11 protein-coding genes, 2 tRNA genes and 3 rRNA genes are annotated in these 19,497 nt (G+C 44.5%); 1 reads left to right on the top strand and 15 read right to left on the bottom strand.

The window, feature by feature from the left end; all coding sequences use genetic code 11:
- Nucleotides 1-14 precede the first annotated feature (14 nt).
- The 3 genes from pdxS to guaB form a co-directional block, all read right to left on the bottom strand.
- A complete protein-coding gene (gene pdxS / locus P3L57_RS00080; RefSeq protein WP_024123589.1) occupies nt 15-899 on the bottom strand; it encodes a pyridoxal 5'-phosphate synthase lyase subunit PdxS in 885 nt (294 codons plus the stop codon).
- 195 nt (nt 900-1,094) lie between these two features.
- Nucleotides 1,095-2,426: a D-alanyl-D-alanine carboxypeptidase gene (dacA, locus tag P3L57_RS00075; protein WP_024123588.1), complete on the bottom strand. Its 1,332-nt coding sequence runs from the start codon at nt 2,424-2,426 to the stop codon at nt 1,095-1,097.
- 154 nt (nt 2,427-2,580) lie between these two features.
- Complete coding sequence (gene guaB / locus P3L57_RS00070) at nt 2,581-4,047, bottom strand: IMP dehydrogenase (protein WP_044153635.1); 1,467 nt, start codon at nt 4,045-4,047, stop codon at nt 2,581-2,583.
- A 120-nt stretch (nt 4,048-4,167) separates the two neighbouring features.
- On the opposite strand from guaB, the gene P3L57_RS00065 reads away from it, so the two are divergent.
- Nucleotides 4,168-5,118: a YaaC family protein gene (locus P3L57_RS00065; protein ID WP_069487712.1), complete on the top strand. Its 951-nt coding sequence runs from the start codon at nt 4,168-4,170 to the stop codon at nt 5,116-5,118.
- 36 nt (nt 5,119-5,154) lie between these two features.
- On the opposite strand, the gene rrf is transcribed toward P3L57_RS00065, so the two are convergent.
- The 12 genes from rrf to dnaA all read right to left on the bottom strand — a co-directional run bounded on the left by rrf (nt 5,155) and on the right by dnaA (nt 19,497).
- A 5S ribosomal RNA gene (rrf, locus tag P3L57_RS00060) occupies nt 5,155-5,270 on the bottom strand.
- Nucleotides 5,271-5,323: 53 nt separating this feature from the next.
- Nucleotides 5,324-8,251: ribosomal RNA gene (locus P3L57_RS00055) — 23S ribosomal RNA — on the bottom strand.
- An 81-nt stretch (nt 8,252-8,332) separates the two neighbouring features.
- A tRNA-Ala gene (locus P3L57_RS00050) sits at nt 8,333-8,408 on the bottom strand.
- A gap of 12 nt (nt 8,409-8,420) precedes the next feature.
- A tRNA-Ile gene (locus P3L57_RS00045) sits at nt 8,421-8,497 on the bottom strand.
- A 101-nt stretch (nt 8,498-8,598) separates the two neighbouring features.
- Nucleotides 8,599-10,148: ribosomal RNA gene (locus tag P3L57_RS00040) — 16S ribosomal RNA — on the bottom strand.
- Together the 16S, 23S and 5S rRNA genes with 2 tRNA genes alongside form the textbook arrangement of a ribosomal RNA operon.
- 287 nt (nt 10,149-10,435) lie before the next feature.
- The gene (gene gyrA / locus P3L57_RS00035; RefSeq protein ID WP_044160296.1) at nt 10,436-12,907 is read right to left on the bottom strand and encodes a DNA gyrase subunit A; all 2,472 of its coding nucleotides are present in this window, start codon (nt 12,905-12,907) and stop codon (nt 10,436-10,438) included.
- A 211-nt stretch (nt 12,908-13,118) separates the two neighbouring features.
- On the bottom strand, nt 13,119-15,035 hold the full coding sequence (gene gyrB / locus P3L57_RS00030; protein ID WP_024123584.1) for a DNA topoisomerase (ATP-hydrolyzing) subunit B: 1,917 nt from the start codon (nt 15,033-15,035) through the stop codon (nt 13,119-13,121).
- A 55-nt stretch (nt 15,036-15,090) separates the two neighbouring features.
- On the bottom strand, nt 15,091-15,336 hold the full coding sequence (remB, locus tag P3L57_RS00025; protein ID WP_024123583.1) for an extracellular matrix regulator RemB: 246 nt from the start codon (nt 15,334-15,336) through the stop codon (nt 15,091-15,093).
- A gap of 17 nt (nt 15,337-15,353) precedes the next feature.
- Nucleotides 15,354-16,466 carry a DNA replication/repair protein RecF gene (gene recF, locus P3L57_RS00020; RefSeq protein ID WP_024123582.1) on the bottom strand — a complete coding sequence of 371 codons (1,113 nt, stop codon included), beginning with the start codon at nt 16,464-16,466 and terminating at the stop codon, nt 15,354-15,356.
- A gap of 15 nt (nt 16,467-16,481) precedes the next feature.
- Nucleotides 16,482-16,697 carry a ribosome maturation protein RlbA gene (gene rlbA / locus P3L57_RS00015; protein ID WP_003219264.1) on the bottom strand — a complete coding sequence of 72 codons (216 nt, stop codon included), beginning with the start codon at nt 16,695-16,697 and terminating at the stop codon, nt 16,482-16,484.
- 131 nt (nt 16,698-16,828) lie between these two features.
- Nucleotides 16,829-17,965: a DNA polymerase III subunit beta gene (dnaN, locus tag P3L57_RS00010; protein ID WP_010332674.1), complete on the bottom strand. Its 1,137-nt coding sequence runs from the start codon at nt 17,963-17,965 to the stop codon at nt 16,829-16,831.
- Between the two features lie 191 nt (nt 17,966-18,156).
- A complete protein-coding gene (gene dnaA, locus P3L57_RS00005) occupies nt 18,157-19,497 on the bottom strand; it encodes a chromosomal replication initiator protein DnaA (protein WP_003242674.1) in 1,341 nt (446 codons plus the stop codon).

Genomic DNA, 19,497 nt, shown 5'->3' with positions numbered 1-19,497 from the left:
GCTCTCCTATATTCTTACCAGCCGCGTTCTTGCATACGCTGTTCTGGAAGTAAATTTGAGATTTCGATCCCTTTCATTGCAGTTCCAAGCTCTTTTGAAAGCTCTGCAATCAATTTATAATCAGTGAAGTGAGTTGTCGCTTCCACAATTGCTTTTGCGAATTTTGCAGGATTGTCTGATTTGAAGATACCAGAACCAACAAATACACCGTCAGCGCCAAGCTGCATCATAAGTGCCGCATCAGCAGGAGTTGCTACGCCGCCAGCCGCAAAGTTAACGACAGGAAGTTTACCGTCTCTTTTAATTTGTTGAAGCAGCTCATAAGGTGCTCCCAAATTTTTCGCTTCAGTCATCAGCTCGTCATCGCTCATTGCAACTACTTTGCGCACTTGAGCGTTTACCTTGCGCATATGGCGAACAGCTTCGACGATATTACCAGTACCAGGCTCACCTTTTGTACGAAGCATAGAAGCGCCTTCAGCAATACGGCGTGTTGCTTCGCCGAGGTCACGGCAGCCGCATACGAAAGGAACTGTATATTCATTTTTATTCAAATGAAATTCTTCGTCAGCCGGAGTCAGAACTTCACTTTCATCAATATAGTCAACTCCCATAGCTTCAAGCACACGCGCTTCAACAATATGTCCGATACGCGCTTTTGCCATTACCGGGATGGATACAGCATTCATTACCTCTTCCACGATCGTAGGGTCAGCCATACGGGCAACTCCTCCAGCCGCACGAATATCAGCTGGTACACGTTCTAGCGCCATTACAGCGACAGCTCCAGCCTCTTCAGCAATTTTCGCTTGTTCCGCATTGATGACGTCCATGATGACGCCGCCTTTTTGCATTTCTGCCATTCCGCGTTTTACACGTTCAGTACCTGTTTGAGCCATTTCTTGGTCCCCCTAATCAAGGTATAGTATATGATTTCTATTTCTTATTGTATCCTAGAAATCCAATAATTCATATGGATATAACTTATTTTATTCGGTTTTTAGGGCTTTGAAAATCATTTTTTATTAAAAATTGGGTTTTTTCAGTATATTAAGCGAAAGAGCCCTAACATCAATCAGAGCTCTTTCAATTCATTAAAACCAGCCAGTTACTGTATCAACAATGCTTCCCCAGATACCAGCGAAGAATCCGCCGATGCTGCGCATTGTTAAAACAAACCAGTTTGCTTTATCTACATTTTCTTTCGTCACAAGGTCTACACCTGCCAGGCTGCTGTTAAGGAATCCATAGTCCTTTTCATCACCTGTATATTCCGCAGTCAGTTTCCCAACCTTCGTCCCTTTTTTCACAGGGGCAGTCAAAGTGTCTTTGTTTAAAGTGACTTTTGCTTTGTAATTCTTTTCTTCACCATTTTTGACAGGAAGAGAAAATGCCTTGCTTGTGACAATGCCTACTTCTTTCTCTTTACCTTTATCTACAGAAATGGTTTTATGGCCTTTTACCTGATCGCCTTCAGCATAAATTTCTTTCATAGAGAAATTGTTGAAAGCATAATCAAACATTTTTTTCGTTTCATCGAAACGGCCAGTGTGAATGTTGCCTTTTGCGTTTAACACCACAGTGATGACACGCATTCCGTTTCTTTCAGCTGTTCCTGTAAAACATGAACCCGCAGAGTCAGTAGAACCTGTTTTCAGTCCATCTACAGTTGCACCTTTGTACTCGCTGACAAGACCCTTCAGCATAAAGTTCCAGTTCGGCATGTCCATTTCATCATCTGTGCCCTTTCTGAACTTCATTTTTGAGATGCTGGAAGTTTCTAAAATCTCAGGGTAGTCAGTAATCAGGTGATCTGCAAGGATAGCCATGTCCTTAGCAGAAACTTCACTTTCTTCATCTACGCTTGTCCCTTCAGGCTGCTTGCCGTGAAGATCTTTGTTTTCAAGACCTGTTGCATTAACAAATTTGTAATTTGTTAATCCCAGTTCTTTTGCTTTTGCATTCATTTTTTCAACGAACTTTGTTTCAGAGCCTGCAATAACTTCTGCAATGGCAATCGCAGCCGCATTTGCAGAATAGATTGCTGTCGCTTGATAAAGTTCTTTTACTGTGTATTTTCCGTCTTTCCGAAGAGGGACGTTTGATAAACTGTTATCTTGGGAAATCTCATACACATAGTCATCAGGCGTATAGGTCTGATCCCATTTTACTTTGCCTTCATCAATTGCTTCTAATAACAGATACTCTGTCATCATCTTTGTCATACTTGCAATTGGCAGTCTTTTCTCTGCATTTTTGCTGTAAAGAATTTTACCTGAAGAAGCTTCGATCATAATAGCAGCTGATGCGTTGATATCAATTGGATCGCTGGCAGCCTTTGCTTTTGACATTGGAGTCAGGCAAGTTACGGCCAGTGTTAAAACAACCAATGACATCAATAGCTGTTTACATTTCTTGATGTTCAATCGTACGACCTCCGTATTTCATTTTTCTTCATCTATAATTAAGCCGTTAAGGACATTTTCAATGCACAACAGTATAAATTTTATCATAATCGGTATAAAAAAAATAGACAGAGTCAGAGACCCTGTCAAATGTTTTTAATTTGTAACAATTTATTTATGAAATTGTATAGTTCGGTGATTCTTTTGTAATCTGTACATCATGCGGATGGCTTTCACGAAGGCCTGCACCAGTCATACGAATGAACTGAGCTTCTTCTCTTAAAGCGCGAAGATCTTTAGATCCGCAATATCCCATACCAGAACGAAGACCGCCGACTAGCTGATAAACTGTTTCTTCAACCGGTCCCTTGTAAGGTGTGCGTCCTTCAATGCCTTCTGGAACGAATTTTTTATTTTCTTCTTGGAAGTAACGGTCTTTACTTCCTTTTTCCATTGCAGCCACAGATCCCATACCGCGGTATACTTTGAATCTTCTGCCTTGGTAGATTTCAGTTTCACCAGGGCTTTCTGACGTACCTGCCAGCAAGCTTCCAAGCATAACAGCATGTCCGCCGGCTGCCAATGCTTTTGCAATATCGCCTGAGAATTTAATTCCGCCGTCTGCGATAATTGTTTTGCCATGTTTTCTTGCTTCAGTCGCACAGTCATAAATCGCTGTGATTTGAGGCACACCAACACCTGCTACCACACGAGTAGTACAAATTGAACCAGGTCCGATTCCTACTTTGACAACATCAGCACCAGCTTCGTAGAGTGCTTTTGTCGCTTCAGCTGTTGCTACGTTTCCAGCGATAATATTTAAATCAGGATACGTTTCACGGATTTTTGTCACTGTGTTTAACACGCCTTGAGAATGCCCGTGTGCTGTATCGATAACAATGACATCCACATTGGCTTCTACAAGCTTTTTCACGCGTGTCATCGTGTCGCCAGTTACACCAACTGCCGCGCCAACGATCAAACGTCCGTGAATGTCTTTAGATGAGTTAGGGAACTCGATAACTTTTTCAATGTCTTTAATCGTGATAAGACCTTTTAATTTATTTTGATCATCAACGAGTGGAAGCTTTTCAATTTTATGTTTCTGCAAAATCTTTTCAGCTTCGTCTAAAGTCGTTCCAACCGGCGCAGTGACAAGTTCTTCTTTTGTCATGACATCACTGATTTTCATTGAGTAATCAGAAATAAAACGAAGGTCGCGGTTAGTGATAATACCGACAAGCTTTTGGTCTTCTTTGTTATCTACAATCGGAACACCGGAAATTCTGTATTTCCCCATCAAATGCTCCGCATCAAAAACTTGGTGATCAGGAGTTAAAAAGAAGGGATTTGTAATAACGCCTCGTTCAGAGCGTTTTACTTTATCAACTTGTTCAGCCTGCTGCTCGATCGACATATTTTTATGAATGATGCCCAAGCCGCCCTGTCTAGCCATTGCAATCGCCATTGCTGATTCTGTTACAGTGTCCATACCTGCGCTGATGACAGGAATATTCAGCTTTAACGTCTTTGTAAGTTCAACAGATAAATCCACATCACGCGGAAGTACCTCTGACTTAGCTGGTACAAGCAGCACATCGTCGAACGTTAAGCCTTCTTTTGAAAATTTACTTTCCCACATTAGTAAATCCCCCTCTTTTCGGCAAAATATTATATGTAGATTATCAACAAGCCAAGAGCATGTCAAGGAACCGAAAAAGAGTTGAAATATTTAGATAACGGAAAGGAATTAGAAATACATATGACATATCATGATTGGAAAGACTTAGCGCTATTTTACTCCGTAGAATCAACCCAGAAATTTCTAGAAAAAGTCTATGTCTTAAATGGTGCAGTTGAGGCGAAACAGAACTCTTTTAAAAACAGTGAGCGGTTTATTTTCTTCTTGAAGCATGCTGAATCATTTTATAAGCAAGCCTCTTGCTCGCCTTTAGAAATCAAACCGATTCTTTTATTCTACGGGATGTCGCAGCTGATCAAAGCATGTCTCATCACACAGGATCCTCACTACCCAAGCCATACATCCGTTCTCGCACATGGCGTCACAGCGCGTAAAAGAAAGAAGCAAAATTATTGTTTTAGCGATGATGAAGTGAAAATACAACGCAACGGTTTATGTATGCACTTCATGAAACACTTATTTGGTCAATCAGGTATAGAAGATGAACGGTATACTATGAAAAAGTTATTAGCCGCTATCCCAGAATTAAGTGATATTTTTCAATTTCAGAAAAAGGAATGCTTTATTACAAAGGTTGAGAAGGAAAAAGACATGGTTTCTATACCAGAGGATATCGTGATTGATTATAAGATGTCCGATTCACGATTTGTTGAATATATGTCTCATCATTTTAAATGGACCTTTTTGAAGAAAGATAAAGATGACCTGCTATTCCATCTTTCGCGGCAAGACATAAATCCATGGACGTCAATCAGCCTATTATTTGATTTGGACAAAAGACAATATTATATTCCTTCTAAACGAGATCAGTTTCTTAAACTTCCGGAAATAACAATCCATTATTTAATTTTGTACAACATAGGAATGATTGCGAGGTATGAGACAGAATGGTGGTATGAGCTGTTAACGCAGCATGTCAGTGATGATTACGTGTTGATTCAACAGTTTTTAATGGTAACGGAAAACAAATTTCCCAAATACGTTTTGAAATTTCTTCAACAATATATATAAACAAAAAACCCAGCTCAATGAGCTGGGTTTACCCTTGCTTGGCGGCGTCCTACTCTCACAGGGGGAAACCCCCGACTACCATCGGCGCTGAAGAGCTTAACTTCCGTGTTCGGCATGGGAACGGGTGTGACCTCTTCGCTATCGCCACCAAACAATTGAGAGTGTTCTCTCAAAACTAGATAACAGATGTGACATCATTAGACATTAGGTTAAGTCCTCGATCGATTAGTATCTGTCAGCTCCATGTGTCGCCACACTTCCACCTCAGACCTATCAACCTGATCATCTTTCAGGGATCTTACTTCCTTGCGGAATGGGAAATCTCATCTTGAGGGGGGCTTCATGCTTAGATGCTTTCAGCACTTATCCCGTCCGCACATAGCTACCCAGCGATGCCCTTGGCAGAACAACTGGTACACCAGCGGTGCGTCCATCCCGGTCCTCTCGTACTAAGGACAGCTCCTCTCAAATTTCCTGCGCCCGCGACGGATAGGGACCGAACTGTCTCACGACGTTCTGAACCCAGCTCGCGTACCGCTTTAATGGGCGAACAGCCCAACCCTTGGGACCGACTACAGCCCCAGGATGCGATGAGCCGACATCGAGGTGCCAAACCTCCCCGTCGATGTGGACTCTTGGGGGAGATAAGCCTGTTATCCCCGGGGTAGCTTTTATCCGTTGAGCGATGGCCCTTCCATGCGGAACCACCGGATCACTAAGCCCGACTTTCGTCCCTGCTCGACTTGTAGGTCTCGCAGTCAAGCTCCCTTGTGCCTTTACACTCTGCGAATGATTTCCAACCATTCTGAGGGAACCTTTGGGCGCCTCCGTTACCTTTTAGGAGGCGACCGCCCCAGTCAAACTGCCCACCTGACACTGTCTCCCCGCCCGATAAGGGCGGCGGGTTAGAAGGTCAATACAGCCAGGGTAGTATCCCACCGATGCCTCCACCGAAGCTGGCGCTCCGGTTTCCAAGGCTCCTACCTATCCTGTACAAGCTGTACCAACATTCAATATCAGGCTGCAGTAAAGCTCCACGGGGTCTTTCCGTCCTGTCGCGGGTAACCTGCATCTTCACAGGTACTATAATTTCACCGAGTCTCTCGTTGAGACAGTGCCCAGATCGTTGCGCCTTTCGTGCGGGTCGGAACTTACCCGACAAGGAATTTCGCTACCTTAGGACCGTTATAGTTACGGCCGCCGTTTACTGGGGCTTCAATTCGCACCTTCGCTTACGCTAAGCGCTCCTCTTAACCTTCCAGCACCGGGCAGGCGTCAGCCCCTATACTTCGCCTTACGGCTTCGCAGAGACCTGTGTTTTTGCTAAACAGTCGCCTGGGCCTATTCACTGCGGCTCTCTCGGGCTTGCACCCTAACAGAGCACCCCTTCTCCCGAAGTTACGGGGTCATTTTGCCGAGTTCCTTAACGAGAGTTCTCTCGATCACCTTAGGATTCTCTCCTCGCCTACCTGTGTCGGTTTGCGGTACGGGCACCTCTCACCTCGCTAGAGGCTTTTCTTGGCAGTGTGGAATCAGGAACTTCGCTACTATATTTCGCTCGCCATCACAGCTCAGCCTTATGGGAAACGGATTTGCCTATTTCCCAGCCTAACTGCTTGGACGCGGATATCCAATACCGCGCTTACCCTATCCTCCTGCGTCCCCCCATTGCTCAAATGGTGAGGAGGTGGTACAGGAATATCAACCTGTTGTCCATCGCCTACGCCTTTCGGCCTCGGCTTAGGTCCCGACTAACCCTGAGCGGACGAGCCTTCCTCAGGAAACCTTAGGCATTCGGTGGAGGGGATTCTCACCCCTCTTTCGCTACTCATACCGGCATTCTCACTTCTAAGCGCTCCACCAGTCCTTCCGGTCTGGCTTCACAGCCCTTAGAACGCTCTCCTACCACTGTTCGAAGAACAGTCCGCAGCTTCGGTGATACGTTTAGCCCCGGTACATTTTCGGCGCAGAGTCACTCGACCAGTGAGCTATTACGCACTCTTTAAATGGTGGCTGCTTCTAAGCCAACATCCTGGTTGTCTAAGCAACTCCACATCCTTTTCCACTTAACGTATACTTTGGGACCTTAGCTGGCGGTCTGGGCTGTTTCCCTTTCGACTACGGATCTTATCACTCGCAGTCTGACTCCCAAGGATAAGTCATTGGCATTCGGAGTTTGACTGAATTCGGTAACCCGGTAGGGGCCCCTAGTCCAATCAGTGCTCTACCTCCAAGACTCTTACCTTGAGGCTAGCCCTAAAGCTATTTCGGAGAGAACCAGCTATCTCCAGGTTCGATTGGCATTTCACCCCTACCCACACCTCATCCCCGCACTTTTCAACGTGCGTGGGTTCGGGCCTCCATTCAGTGTTACCTGAACTTCACCCTGGACATGGGTAGATCACCTGGTTTCGGGTCTACGACCACGTACTCATGCGCCCTATTCAGACTCGCTTTCGCTGCGGCTCCGCATCTTCTGCTTAACCTTGCACGGGATCGTAACTCGCCGGTTCATTCTACAAAAGGCACGCCATCACCCGTTAACGGGCTCTGACTACTTGTAGGCACACGGTTTCAGGATCTCTTTCACTCCCCTTCCGGGGTGCTTTTCACCTTTCCCTCACGGTACTGGTTCACTATCGGTCACTAGGGAGTATTTAGCCTTGGGAGATGGTCCTCCCGGATTCCGACGGAATTTCACGTGTTCCGCCGTACTCAGGATCCACTCTGGAGAGAACGAAGTTTTGACTACAGGGCTGTTACCTCCTATGGCGGGCCTTTCCAGACCTCTTCATCTACCTCGTTCCTTTGTAACTCCGTACAGAGTGTCCTACAACCCCAAGAGGCAAGCCTCTTGGTTTGGGCTAATCCCGTTTCGCTCGCCGCTACTCAGGGAATCGCATTTGCTTTCTCTTCCTCCGGGTACTTAGATGTTTCAGTTCCCCGGGTCTGCCTTCTCATATCCTATGAATTCAGATATGGATACCACTCCATTACGAGTGGTGGGTTTCCCCATTCGGAAATCTCCGGATCAAAGCTTGCTTACAGCTCCCCGAAGCATATCGGTGTTCGTCCCGTCCTTCATCGGCTCCTAGTGCCAAGGCATCCACCGTGCGCCCTTTCTAACTTAACCGTTAAAAAGAATCACTATGTGATATCTTGTGTTACTAATTGAATGTGATGTCTACTGTTATCTAGTTTTCAAAGAACACGTTGGTGGAGCCTAGCGGGATCGAACCGCTGACCTCCTGCGTGCAAAGCAGGCGCTCTCCCAGCTGAGCTAAGGCCCCATTTGTATAAGATGGTGGGCCTGAGTGGACTCGAACCACCGACCTCACGCTTATCAGGCGTGCGCTCTAACCAGCTGAGCTACAGGCCCATCTTAACTTATTCAAGGAACAAAGTTCCTTCAAAACTAAACAAGACAGGGAACGTTCTGTTTATAAGACCCAAGGTCTTATATTCCGTAAATATCCTTAGAAAGGAGGTGATCCAGCCGCACCTTCCGATACGGCTACCTTGTTACGACTTCACCCCAATCATCTGTCCCACCTTCGGCGGCTGGCTCCATAAAGGTTACCTCACCGACTTCGGGTGTTACAAACTCTCGTGGTGTGACGGGCGGTGTGTACAAGGCCCGGGAACGTATTCACCGCGGCATGCTGATCCGCGATTACTAGCGATTCCAGCTTCACGCAGTCGAGTTGCAGACTGCGATCCGAACTGAGAACAGATTTGTGGGATTGGCTTAACCTCGCGGTTTCGCTGCCCTTTGTTCTGTCCATTGTAGCACGTGTGTAGCCCAGGTCATAAGGGGCATGATGATTTGACGTCATCCCCACCTTCCTCCGGTTTGTCACCGGCAGTCACCTTAGAGTGCCCAACTGAATGCTGGCAACTAAGATCAAGGGTTGCGCTCGTTGCGGGACTTAACCCAACATCTCACGACACGAGCTGACGACAACCATGCACCACCTGTCACTCTGCCCCCGAAGGGGACGTCCTATCTCTAGGATTGTCAGAGGATGTCAAGACCTGGTAAGGTTCTTCGCGTTGCTTCGAATTAAACCACATGCTCCACCGCTTGTGCGGGCCCCCGTCAATTCCTTTGAGTTTCAGTCTTGCGACCGTACTCCCCAGGCGGAGTGCTTAATGCGTTAGCTGCAGCACTAAGGGGCGGAAACCCCCTAACACTTAGCACTCATCGTTTACGGCGTGGACTACCAGGGTATCTAATCCTGTTCGCTCCCCACGCTTTCGCTCCTCAGCGTCAGTTACAGACCAGAGAGTCGCCTTCGCCACTGGTGTTCCTCCACATCTCTACGCATTTCACCGCTACACGTGGAATTCCACTCTCCTCTTCTGCACTCAAGTTCCCCAGTTTCCAATGACCCTCCCCGGTTGAGCCGGGGGCTTTCACATCAGACTTAAGGAACCGCCTGCGAGCCCTTTACGCCCAATAATTCCGGACAACGCTTGCCACCTACGTATTACCGCGGCTGCTGGCACGTAGTTAGCCGTGGCTTTCTGGTTAGGTACCGTCAAGGTACCGCCCTATTCGAACGGTACTTGTTCTTCCCTAACAACAGAGCTTTACGATCCGAAAACCTTCATCACTCACGCGGCGTTGCTCCGTCAGACTTTCGTCCATTGCGGAAGATTCCCTACTGCTGCCTCCCGTAGGAGTCTGGGCCGTGTCTCAGTCCCAGTGTGGCCGATCACCCTCTCAGGTCGGCTACGCATCGTTGCCTTGGTGAGCCATTACCTCACCAACTAGCTAATGCGCCGCGGGTCCATCTGTAAGTGGTAGCCGAAGCCACCTTTTATGTTTGAACCATGCGGTTCAAACAAGCATCCGGTATTAGCCCCGGTTTCCCGGAGTTATCCCAGTCTTACAGGCAGGTTACCCACGTGTTACTCACCCGTCCGCCGCTAACATCAGGGAGCAAGCTCCCATCTGTCCGCTCGACTTGCATGTATTAGGCACGCCGCCAGCGTTCGTCCTGAGCCAGGATCAAACTCTCCGATAAAGTAGTTTGACTGACTACGCACATCACTGTGCGATTTTATAATAAAACTTGAATTAACAGGTACGTTTTGTCTTGTTTAGTTTTCAAAGAACTTTGTGCGCCTCTCTCGAAGCGACTACTTAATAGTAACATTTTTAGTTAACTAGGTCAACACTTTTTTAAAAAATGTTTTCATCTAGTAATGTCTATGTCTTTTAAAAGACAACAGAAATGATTATACCATAAATCTTCTCGTTGTAAAGAGTTTTTGATATAAAAAAGCGCAGCTGGTATGGCTGCGCTTTTTCTTAACTTTCTTCTGTCTCTTCTTGCTCATTTTCTTCATTATCATCGTTTTTCTCAACTAATGCGACTGTGGCCACATGCTCTTGTTCCGCCATTCTGATGAGACGTACACCTTGAGTTACGCGTCCGGTAGTTGAGATATCATTGATATCCATTCTGATCAGTACACCGCTGGCAGTAATAATCATCAGATCCTCTTCACCTTTGGTAGCTTTCACCGCTACTAAATGGCCGTTGTTCTCCGTGATTTTACATGTTTTCAGTCCTTTTCCGCCTCGGCTTTGAGTTCTGTATTCTTCAGCCGGAGTTCGTTTGCCGTAACCTTTCTCGGTCACGATAAGGACATCAGATTCTTCCTCTAATATTTCCATGCCGACGACAATATCGTCGTCAGTAAGGGTGATGCCTTTTACGCCTGCCGCTGTTCTTCCCATTTCCCTAACATCTGTTTCAGAGAAACGAATCAGCAGGCCGTTTTTCGTTCCGATGATGATTTGTTTTGTGCCGTCAGTAAGCCGGACACCCATTAATTCATCATCTTCACGCAGGCTCAGCGCAATTAAGCCATTGTTACGGATATTAGCAAACTGAGACAGTGAAGTGCGTTTTGAAACCCCATGTTTTGTTGTGAAGAAGAGATAGAGATCTTCTTCGAATGCAGTGACTGGGATTATTGCGTTAATCCATTCACCTTTTTCTACCTCCAACAGATTGATAATCGGGATTCCCTTAGCAGTTCTACCGTATTCAGGAATTTCATACCCTTTTGAACGATACACTTTCCCTTTGTTGGAGAAGAAGAGAATCGTGTCATGTGTTGAAGTAGAAATCAGATGTTCAACGAAATCATCTTCGTTTGTCCCCATTCCCTGAACGCCTTTTCCTCCGCGCTTTTGACTGCGGTAAGTCGAAGCAGGCAGACGTTTGATATATCCGTTATGCGTCAGAGTGACAACGATGTTTTCTCTTTCGATGAGATCTTCATCTTCAATTGTTTCAAGGCCGGCAGTAACAATCTCAGTGCGTCTTACATCGTTGAAACGCTCTTTAATTTCTGTGAGCTCTTCACGGATGATCTCAAGCACTTTTTCTTCATTGGCCAAGATTTCTTTAAGCTCTGCAATTAATTTAATAAGGGATTGGTATTCTTCTTCAATCTTTTCTCGTTCCAACCCTGTTAAACGCTGGAGCCTCATGTCTAGAATAGCTTGGGCTTGTTTTTCGGTCAGCGAGAATTGTTCAATTAACCCTGTTCTCGCAATTTCAGCCGTTTGAGAGTTGCGGATAAGGGAAATAACTGCATCAAGATGATCAAGAGCAATCCTTAACCCTTCCAAGATATGCGCTCTCGCCTCCGCTTTACGCAATTCATAAGCAGTACGGCGTCTGATAACGACTTTTTGGTGATCTAGATAATGCACGAGGCATTGCTTTAAATTTAATACTTTCGGCTCACCGTCAACCAGCGCCAGCATGTTAATCCCGAAGGAAGTTTGCAGGGCCGTTTGTTTGTAAAGATTGTTCAGGATAACATGCGCATTGGCATCTCGTCTGATTTCAATGACAATCCGCATACCGTTACGGTCAGATTCGTCACGCAAATCAGTTATTCCTTCAATTTTCTTATCTCTGACAAGATCAGCAATCTTCTCAATTAGACGCGCCTTATTCACCTGATAAGGGAGTTCTGTTACTAAAATTCTTTCTTTCCCTGACGAAGTTTCTTCAATTTCTGCTTTTGCCCGAATCGTAATAGAACCTCTTCCGGATTCATATGCCTTGCGAATTCCGCTTCTGCCTAAAATTTGTCCGGCAGTCGGAAAATCCGGTCCAGGAATGAATTCCATCAGCTCTTGGATTGTTATGTCCTTGTTCTCGCTTACGGCAAGCACTCCGTCAATAATTTCTCCAAGCTGGTGCGGCGGTATATTTGTAGCCATTCCGACTGCAATACCGGCTGCTCCATTTACAAGCAGGTTCGGGAATCTTGACGGCATGACAACAGGTTCTCTCTCTGAACCATCATAGTTATCTTGGTAATCAATCGTGTCTTTTGTAATGTCTCGCAGAATTTCCATGGCGATCTTAGACATTCTGGCTTCGGTGTACCGCATCGCAGCGGCTGAGTCTCCGTCTACAGAACCAAAGTTTCCATGACCGTCCACCAGCATATAACGGTAGTTGAAATCCTGCGCCATTCTGACCATAGATTCATATACCGCTGAATCACCGTGAGGGTGGTATTTCCCGATAACTTCTCCGACGATACGAGCCGATTTTTTATACGGCTTGTCACTCGTCATGCCTAAATCATTCATCGCGTATAAAATCCGTCTGTGAACCGGTTTTAAACCATCACGCACATCCGGCAGTGCCCGGGATACGATAACGCTCATCGCATAATCCAAAAAGGACGTGCGCATTTCCTGACTGATATTTATTTCACGAACTTTTGGTGTGTTTTGTTCACTCATTAAAAAACCTCCCTGAAGTATCACATGAAATTATGTGGGAGTAGATTGTCCATTATGATCTTCAATACGATTTCACTATTCTCCATTATATCAATAAACTTATACTTATACACATTAAATTACTAGAATATATAGGCTTCACAAGAATTCCTGCGTCCTGTCCCGTTCAGAAAAAAGCCTTATTTCTTATTGGAAATAAGGCTTTGTATTATTAGATATCGAGATTTTTTACGTATCTCGCATTTGCTTCTATGAAATTTCTGCGCGGTTCTACTTTGTCTCCCATCAGCATTTCGAACGTTTCATCCGCATCCATTGCATCCTCTAGAGTCACCTGCAGAAGCGTTCTTGAGCCCGGGTCCATAGTTGTCTCCCAAAGCTGGGTGGCATTCATTTCACCGAGACCTTTGTAACGCTGCAATCCAGGCTTAGGCGTTTGAGGAAGAGTTTGCAACAACTCCTCAAGCTGCTTGTCATTGTATGCATATTCAACACGTTTACCCTGCTGGACTTTGTAGAGCGGCGGCTGTGCGATGTACACGTAGCCATTTTCGATAATCTGACGCATATATCTGTAAAAGAACGTCAACAGCAATGTTCTGATGTGCGCGCCGTCAACGTCGGCATCTGTCATAATGACGACTTTGTGATAACGGGCTTTTTCCAAGTTGAAATCTTCCCCGATACCTGTGCCGAGTGCAGTAATCATAGAACGAACTTCGTTGTTAGAAAGAATTTTATCAAGCCTTGCTTTTTCAACGTTTAGGATTTTACCTCTTAGCGGCAAAATGGCTTGGAAATGCCTGTCACGTCCCTGTTTTGCAGATCCTCCGGCAGAGTCACCCTCTACGATATATAACTCGGAGATGCTCGGGTCTTTCGAAGAGCAGTCCGCTAATTTACCAGGAAGGTTTGAAATCTCCAAAGCGCTTTTGCGGCGCGTTAATTCACGCGCTTTTTTCGCAGCCATTCTTGCTCTTGCTGCCATTAAACCTTTGTCAACGATTTTTTTGGCCGCATCTGGATTTTCCAGCATAAAGGTTTCCAACGCCGCAGAAAATAACGTATCTGTGATCGTCCGTGCCTCTGAGTTGCCTAGTTTTGTTTTCGTTTGGCCTTCGAACTGCGGATCCGGGTGTTTGATCGAGATAATCGCGGTAAGCCCTTCTCTCACATCATCTCCGCTTAAGTTTGGATCATTTTCTTTTATGAGTCCTTTTTTTCTGGCGTAATCATTGATGACACGAGTCAGCCCCGTTTTAAAACCGGCTTCGTGGGTACCGCCTTCGTACGTGTTGATATTGTTTGTAAATGAGTAAATATTGCTTGTGTAGCTGTCATTGTATTGCAGAGCGACTTCAACCGTAATGCCGTCCTTTTCGCCTTCAATATAAATCGGCTCTTCATGGACAACTTCTTTGGAGCGGTTTAAATACTCTACATAGCTTTTAATTCCGCCTTCGTAATGATACTCATTTTTGCGCTCTTGGCCTTCACGTTTATCTTCAATCGTGATGTTTACGCCTTTTGTCAAAAAGGCTAGTTCGCGAACACGGTTAGCAAGCAAATCATATTCATACTCAGTTGTTTCCGTGAAGATTTCAGGATCTGGAACAAAGTGTGTAGTCGTTCCTGTATGATCCGTTTCGCCAATAACCTCAAGATCAGAAACCGGGACACCGCGGTTATAGACTTGGCGATGGATTTTTCCGTCACGGTGAACAGTCACATCAAGCTCTGTTGATAACGCGTTAACGACCGAGGCACCTACACCGTGCAAACCTCCGGACACTTTATATCCGCTTCCGTCAAATTTTCCGCCGGCGTGAAGCACAGTCATAATGACTTCAACCGCAGGACGACCCATTTTCTCATGAATACCGACTGGAATCCCGCGGCCATTATCAATTACCGTGATGCTGTTGTCTTTTTCAATTTGAATATTGATATCTGTACAATAACCGGCCAGGGCTTCGTCAATACTATTGTCGACAATTTCCCATACCAGATGGTGAAGGCCTTTACTGTTGGTTGAACCGATGTACATCCCCGGTCTTTTACGAACAGCTTCCAATCCTTCTAGTACCTGTATCTGATTTTCATCATAACTATTTTGCTGCTGTTCCATAGCCACGTTATTCACCTACACTTTTCTTAAACAATATATTCGTTATAAAAAATCACTAAGAATCTATTTCAACCATAAATTGCGCACGTTTTTTTAATGTGCTGGAAGATAAGGGAGAGTAATATATATTCTGAACCGTGACTACGATAGATTTGGGTGTGCCGTTTACGGAAGGCACCAGCTTGTGTTTCTGTTTTTCCAGAAATTCTTCAACAATTGGCGACATGTTGGCTTTAAAATCAAAAATGCCAATAATATCGCGTGTTGAAACCACAAAATCATCACCTAAATGAATATACAATTGCCCACCTCATTTCTTCACTTCACTAACGTACCATTTTGCACACGGAACATTCCTGCTTGCCGTAAGGTTTCGTGATCAATGCCATCAACGCTTGTCGTTGTGACAAACGTTTGTACACGGCCCTGGATGGTATGGAGCAAGTGCGATTGGCGATAATCATCCAGCTCACTCAGCACATCATCCAATAGTAAAATGGGATATTCTCCGATTTCTTCATGGATCAGGTCAATCTCAGCCAGCTTAAGGGATAATGCCGTCGTCCGCTGCTGTCCTTGAGACCCATACGTCTGCACATCGCGTCCGTTCACATAGAAAAGAACATCATCCCGATGAGGTCCAGACAGCGTGACGCCGCGCTCGATTTCTTTTTCTCTTAATTTAGAAAACGCTTCTTGATAGCTATCTCCTATTTTCGACAAGTCTTCAGGATCTGATACCTCAAGCGCCGTATGGTACTTCAGCGTCAATTCCTCAAGCCCTCTTGAGATGCCCGAATGGATAGGCTGCGCCCATTTTTCGAGCTGTGCCGTGAACTGCAGACGTTTTACGACGACTTTTGCGGCAACTTCAATAAGCTGATCAGTCAGAACATCAAGCATTGTTCTGTCAGTTTGTTTTCTTGTTTGCAGCTGTTTCAAAAAATGATTTCGCTGGGAAAGAATCTTCTGGTAAAGAGAAAGGTCATACAGGTAGACAGGAGAAACTTGGCCGATTTCCATGTCAAGAAATCTCCGTCTCACTTGAGGGCTTCCCTTTACAAGGTTTAAATCTTCCGGCGCAAACATGATGGTGTTGAGGGCGCCGACATATTGGCTGAGCTTTTGCTGTTCGATATGATTGACCTTGCCCTTTTTACCCTTTTTGGAGATGACGAGCTGCATCGGTATCGCTCCGTTTTGCTTCATCACTCTTCCCTCTATTTTAGCATAGTCTTTGTCCCACCGGATAAGTTCTTTGTCATTTGAAGTCCGATGCGATTTTGCCATGGACAAGACATAGATCGCTTCCATGAGGTTTGTTTTCCCCTGAGCATTTTCTCCAATGATCACATTTACTTTATTTTCAAATTGAAGCTCAGCATGTTCATAGTTGCGGTAAGATGTCAGTTCTAAGTTCTGGATATACAATCAGTGTCACCCGCTTTAATTGACGACTTGAAATGAACCAAATCCTTCAATCTCTACCACATCTCCAACATACAGCTTTCTGCCGCGGCGATTGTCCGGCTCATTGTTCACAAGCACTTCATGCTCGCTCAAAAACCACTTTGCCATGCCGCCTGACTGAATCACATCGGCTAATTTCAGAAATTGCCCGAGTGTAATCATCTCTGTATCAATAGAAATCGGATTTGCCATTATATCGACCTCTTTCAAATATCACTAATATCTAATTGTACTAAAAAAAAACGAATTAGGGAAAGGGAAAACTTGACGGAGCAGATTACGAATAGAAAAGCTGCCGAGCAGGTCGGCAGCCGTATATCGGATTAATAGGTTCTGACAGGGAGGATAAGCTGTACGATTGTTTCATCATTCGGCGTGCGAATTAAGAAAGGTCTCATAGCTCCTGTAAAGCTTACACGTATCTCTGCTCCTTCAAGCACCTTTAATGCATCCAGCATATATTTTGGACTAAATGAGATATTTAATTCCTCACCCTCGATTTGATCTGCAAGAACCGCTTCCACCACTTTTCCGATTTCAGGTGAATTAGAAGAAATCTCAATTGATTCAGCAGGTTTTGCAGAAAGCTTCACCACGTTATTGCGTCCTTCTCTGGCTAATAGAGATGCACGATCAATCGCCTGAAGGAATTCTTTGGTGTTCACAATGATTTCTGTCTTGCTCTCTTGCGGAATAAGGCTGGTTGTATCCGGATAATTTCCATCCAGCAGGCGTGAGAAGAACAAGACGTTTTTTGCTTTAAACAGAACCTGGGTTTCTGTAATGACGATATCTACAAGTTCTTGGTTGTCATCCAAAATCTTGCTGAGTTCAGTTAAGCTCTTACCCGGAATCACGACGTTATAGGATCTGTCTTCTGAAATATCAAGTTTCGCTTTTCTTAAAGCTAAACGGTGGCTATCCGTTGCAGTGCATAATAATTCACTTTTCTCCACTTTCCAGTTTACACCTGTCAAGATAGGACGTGTTTCTGAGGTGGACACCGCGAACACTGTTTGTCTAATTAGGTTTTTTAATAAATCCGTAGGGATCTGAATCGCATGATGCTCTTCAATCTGCGGCAAGTGCGGATACTCATCAGCATCAAGCCCATTTAGGTTAAATTCGGCTTTTCCAGAGCGGATAATCGTCAGATATTGATTTTGCACTTCGATTTCTACAGCTGCCATCGGGAGTTTTTTTACAATCTCACTAAAGAAGCGGGCTTGTAATACAATGCTGCCTGGCTGTTCAATCGTAACGATTTCTTTATCTCCTTCTTCTTTTGGAATAAAAGACTCGATGGAAATATCTGAATCGCTTCCAGTAAAAGATACCCCTTCATCTGAGGCAACGATCTTAATACCGGTCAAAATCGGAATTGTAGTTCTGGATGAAACTGCTTTTAATACATCTTGGACACTTTCAACAAGACGATCTTTTTGAATCGTAAATTTCATTTTTATCCTCCTAACGGATAATGTTTAATATATATATTTTTTTAAAAAAAGTAGTAGAAGTAATAGTAGGGCTTGTGGATTTGTGGATAAGTTGTGAAAAAGACAGGAAACACAGCCTATCCACATGTGGATAGACTGTGCATGACTTTAGAAAAGTTATTCACACTTCTCCCGATTTATCCCCGGCCCTATTATTTAAGCTGTTCCTTAATTTCTTTTACATGCTGCTGAAGCTGTTCATCATCTGCCAGCAGTTTTGAAATTTTTTCATGCGCATGAATAACGGTTGTATGGTCACGTCCTCCGAATTCCTCTCCGATTTTAGGGAGAGAGGAGTCGGTCATTTCTCTCGATAAGTACATAGCGATTTGACGCGGGAATGCTACCGATTTTGTCCGTTTTTTTGCTTTGAAATCCTCAAGCTTAATATTGAATTGCTGGCCTACTACTCTCTGAATTTCTTTTATTGTAATCACTTTCGGTTTTGAGGAAGGAATAATATCTTTCAATGCCTCAGCGGCCAGATCGGCATTAATATCTTTATTAATTAAAGATGAATAAGCAACGACCCTGATTAACGCCCCTTCCAGCTCCCGAATGTTGCTGTCGATTTGATTTGCGATATAAAGCATAACCTCGTTCGGAATATCCAAGCCTTCCGCTTTAGCTTTTTTTCTTAAAATCGCAATTCTCGTTTCTAAATCAGGAGGCGTGATATCTGTAATCAGGCCCCATTCAAAGCGTGAACGCAATCTGTCTTCAAGTGTCGGAATTTCTTTAGGCGGTCTATCACTTGAAATGACGATTTGTTTGCTTTCTTCGTGCAGCGTGTTAAAAGTATGGAAAAATTCTTCTTGCGTTTGTTCTTTCCCGGCTAAAAATTGAATATCATCTATCAAAAGCACATCAACATTTCGGTAGCGATTGCGGAAATCAACTGCTTTATTATCCCGAATAGAGTTGATGAACTCGTTAGTAAATTTCTCAGAAGACAGATAAACCACTTTGGCAGAAGGATTATGATCTATTACATAATGGCCGATCGCATGCATTAAGTGTGTTTTCCCTAAGCCAACTCCTCCATAGATAAATAAAGGGTTGTATGCTTTTGCAGGTGCTTCCGCTACTGCCAGGGAAGCTGCGTGAGCGAATCGGTTTCCAGATCCGATGACAAAAGTATCAAATGTATATTTTGGGTTGAGCATATTTTGAGGAAAATCAGATGTATCTTCTTTTACCGCTTTTTTGACTTGCGGTTTTGGCATAAAGTCTTCGACATCTTGATTTTGAGGAATGACAAACTTAATGCTCAATTCTTCCCCGGTTAATTCATATATAGTATCTGCAATGAGATGCAAGTATCTGGACTCCAGCCAGTCTCTGGCAAATTCATTAGGAGCGGTAATTGTCAATGTATCTCCTTGCAGTGAGTGGGCTTTCGTTGATTTCATCCAAGTCTCGAAACTCGGTTTGCTCAATTTTTTTTCGATTTGAGCAAGGGCTTGGTTCCACAGGTCTAATATATTTTCCAT

Source organism: Bacillus sp. B28, from assembly GCF_029536185.1.
GTDB classification, from domain to species: Bacteria; Bacillota; Bacilli; order Bacillales; family Bacillaceae; genus Bacillus; species Bacillus halotolerans.
This window is presented reverse-complemented; position numbering and strand designations above follow the sequence as displayed.

Bases quoted from the DNA above. Each gene is read 5' to 3' on its own strand.
- guaB (WP_044153635.1), bottom strand. From the start codon at position 4,047: ATGTGGGAAAGTAAATTTTCAAAAGAAGGCTTAACGTTCGACGATGTG.
- P3L57_RS00065 (WP_069487712.1), top strand. From the start codon at position 4,168: ATGACATATCATGATTGGAAAGACTTAGCGCTATTTTACTCCGTAGAA.
- pdxS (WP_024123589.1), bottom strand. From the start codon at position 899: ATGGCTCAAACAGGTACTGAACGTGTAAAACGCGGAATGGCAGAAATG.
- gyrB (WP_024123584.1), bottom strand. From the start codon at position 15,035: ATGGAACAGCAGCAAAATAGTTATGATGAAAATCAGATACAGGTACTA.
- dnaN (WP_010332674.1), bottom strand. From the start codon at position 17,965: ATGAAATTTACGATTCAAAAAGATCGTCTTGTTGAAAGTGTCCAAGAT.
- dnaA (WP_003242674.1), bottom strand. From the start codon at position 19,497: ATGGAAAATATATTAGACCTGTGGAACCAAGCCCTTGCTCAAATCGAA.
- rlbA (WP_003219264.1), bottom strand. From the start codon at position 16,697: ATGGCAAATCCGATTTCTATTGATACAGAGATGATTACACTCGGGCAA.
- gyrA (WP_044160296.1), bottom strand. From the start codon at position 12,907: ATGAGTGAACAAAACACACCAAAAGTTCGTGAAATAAATATCAGTCAG.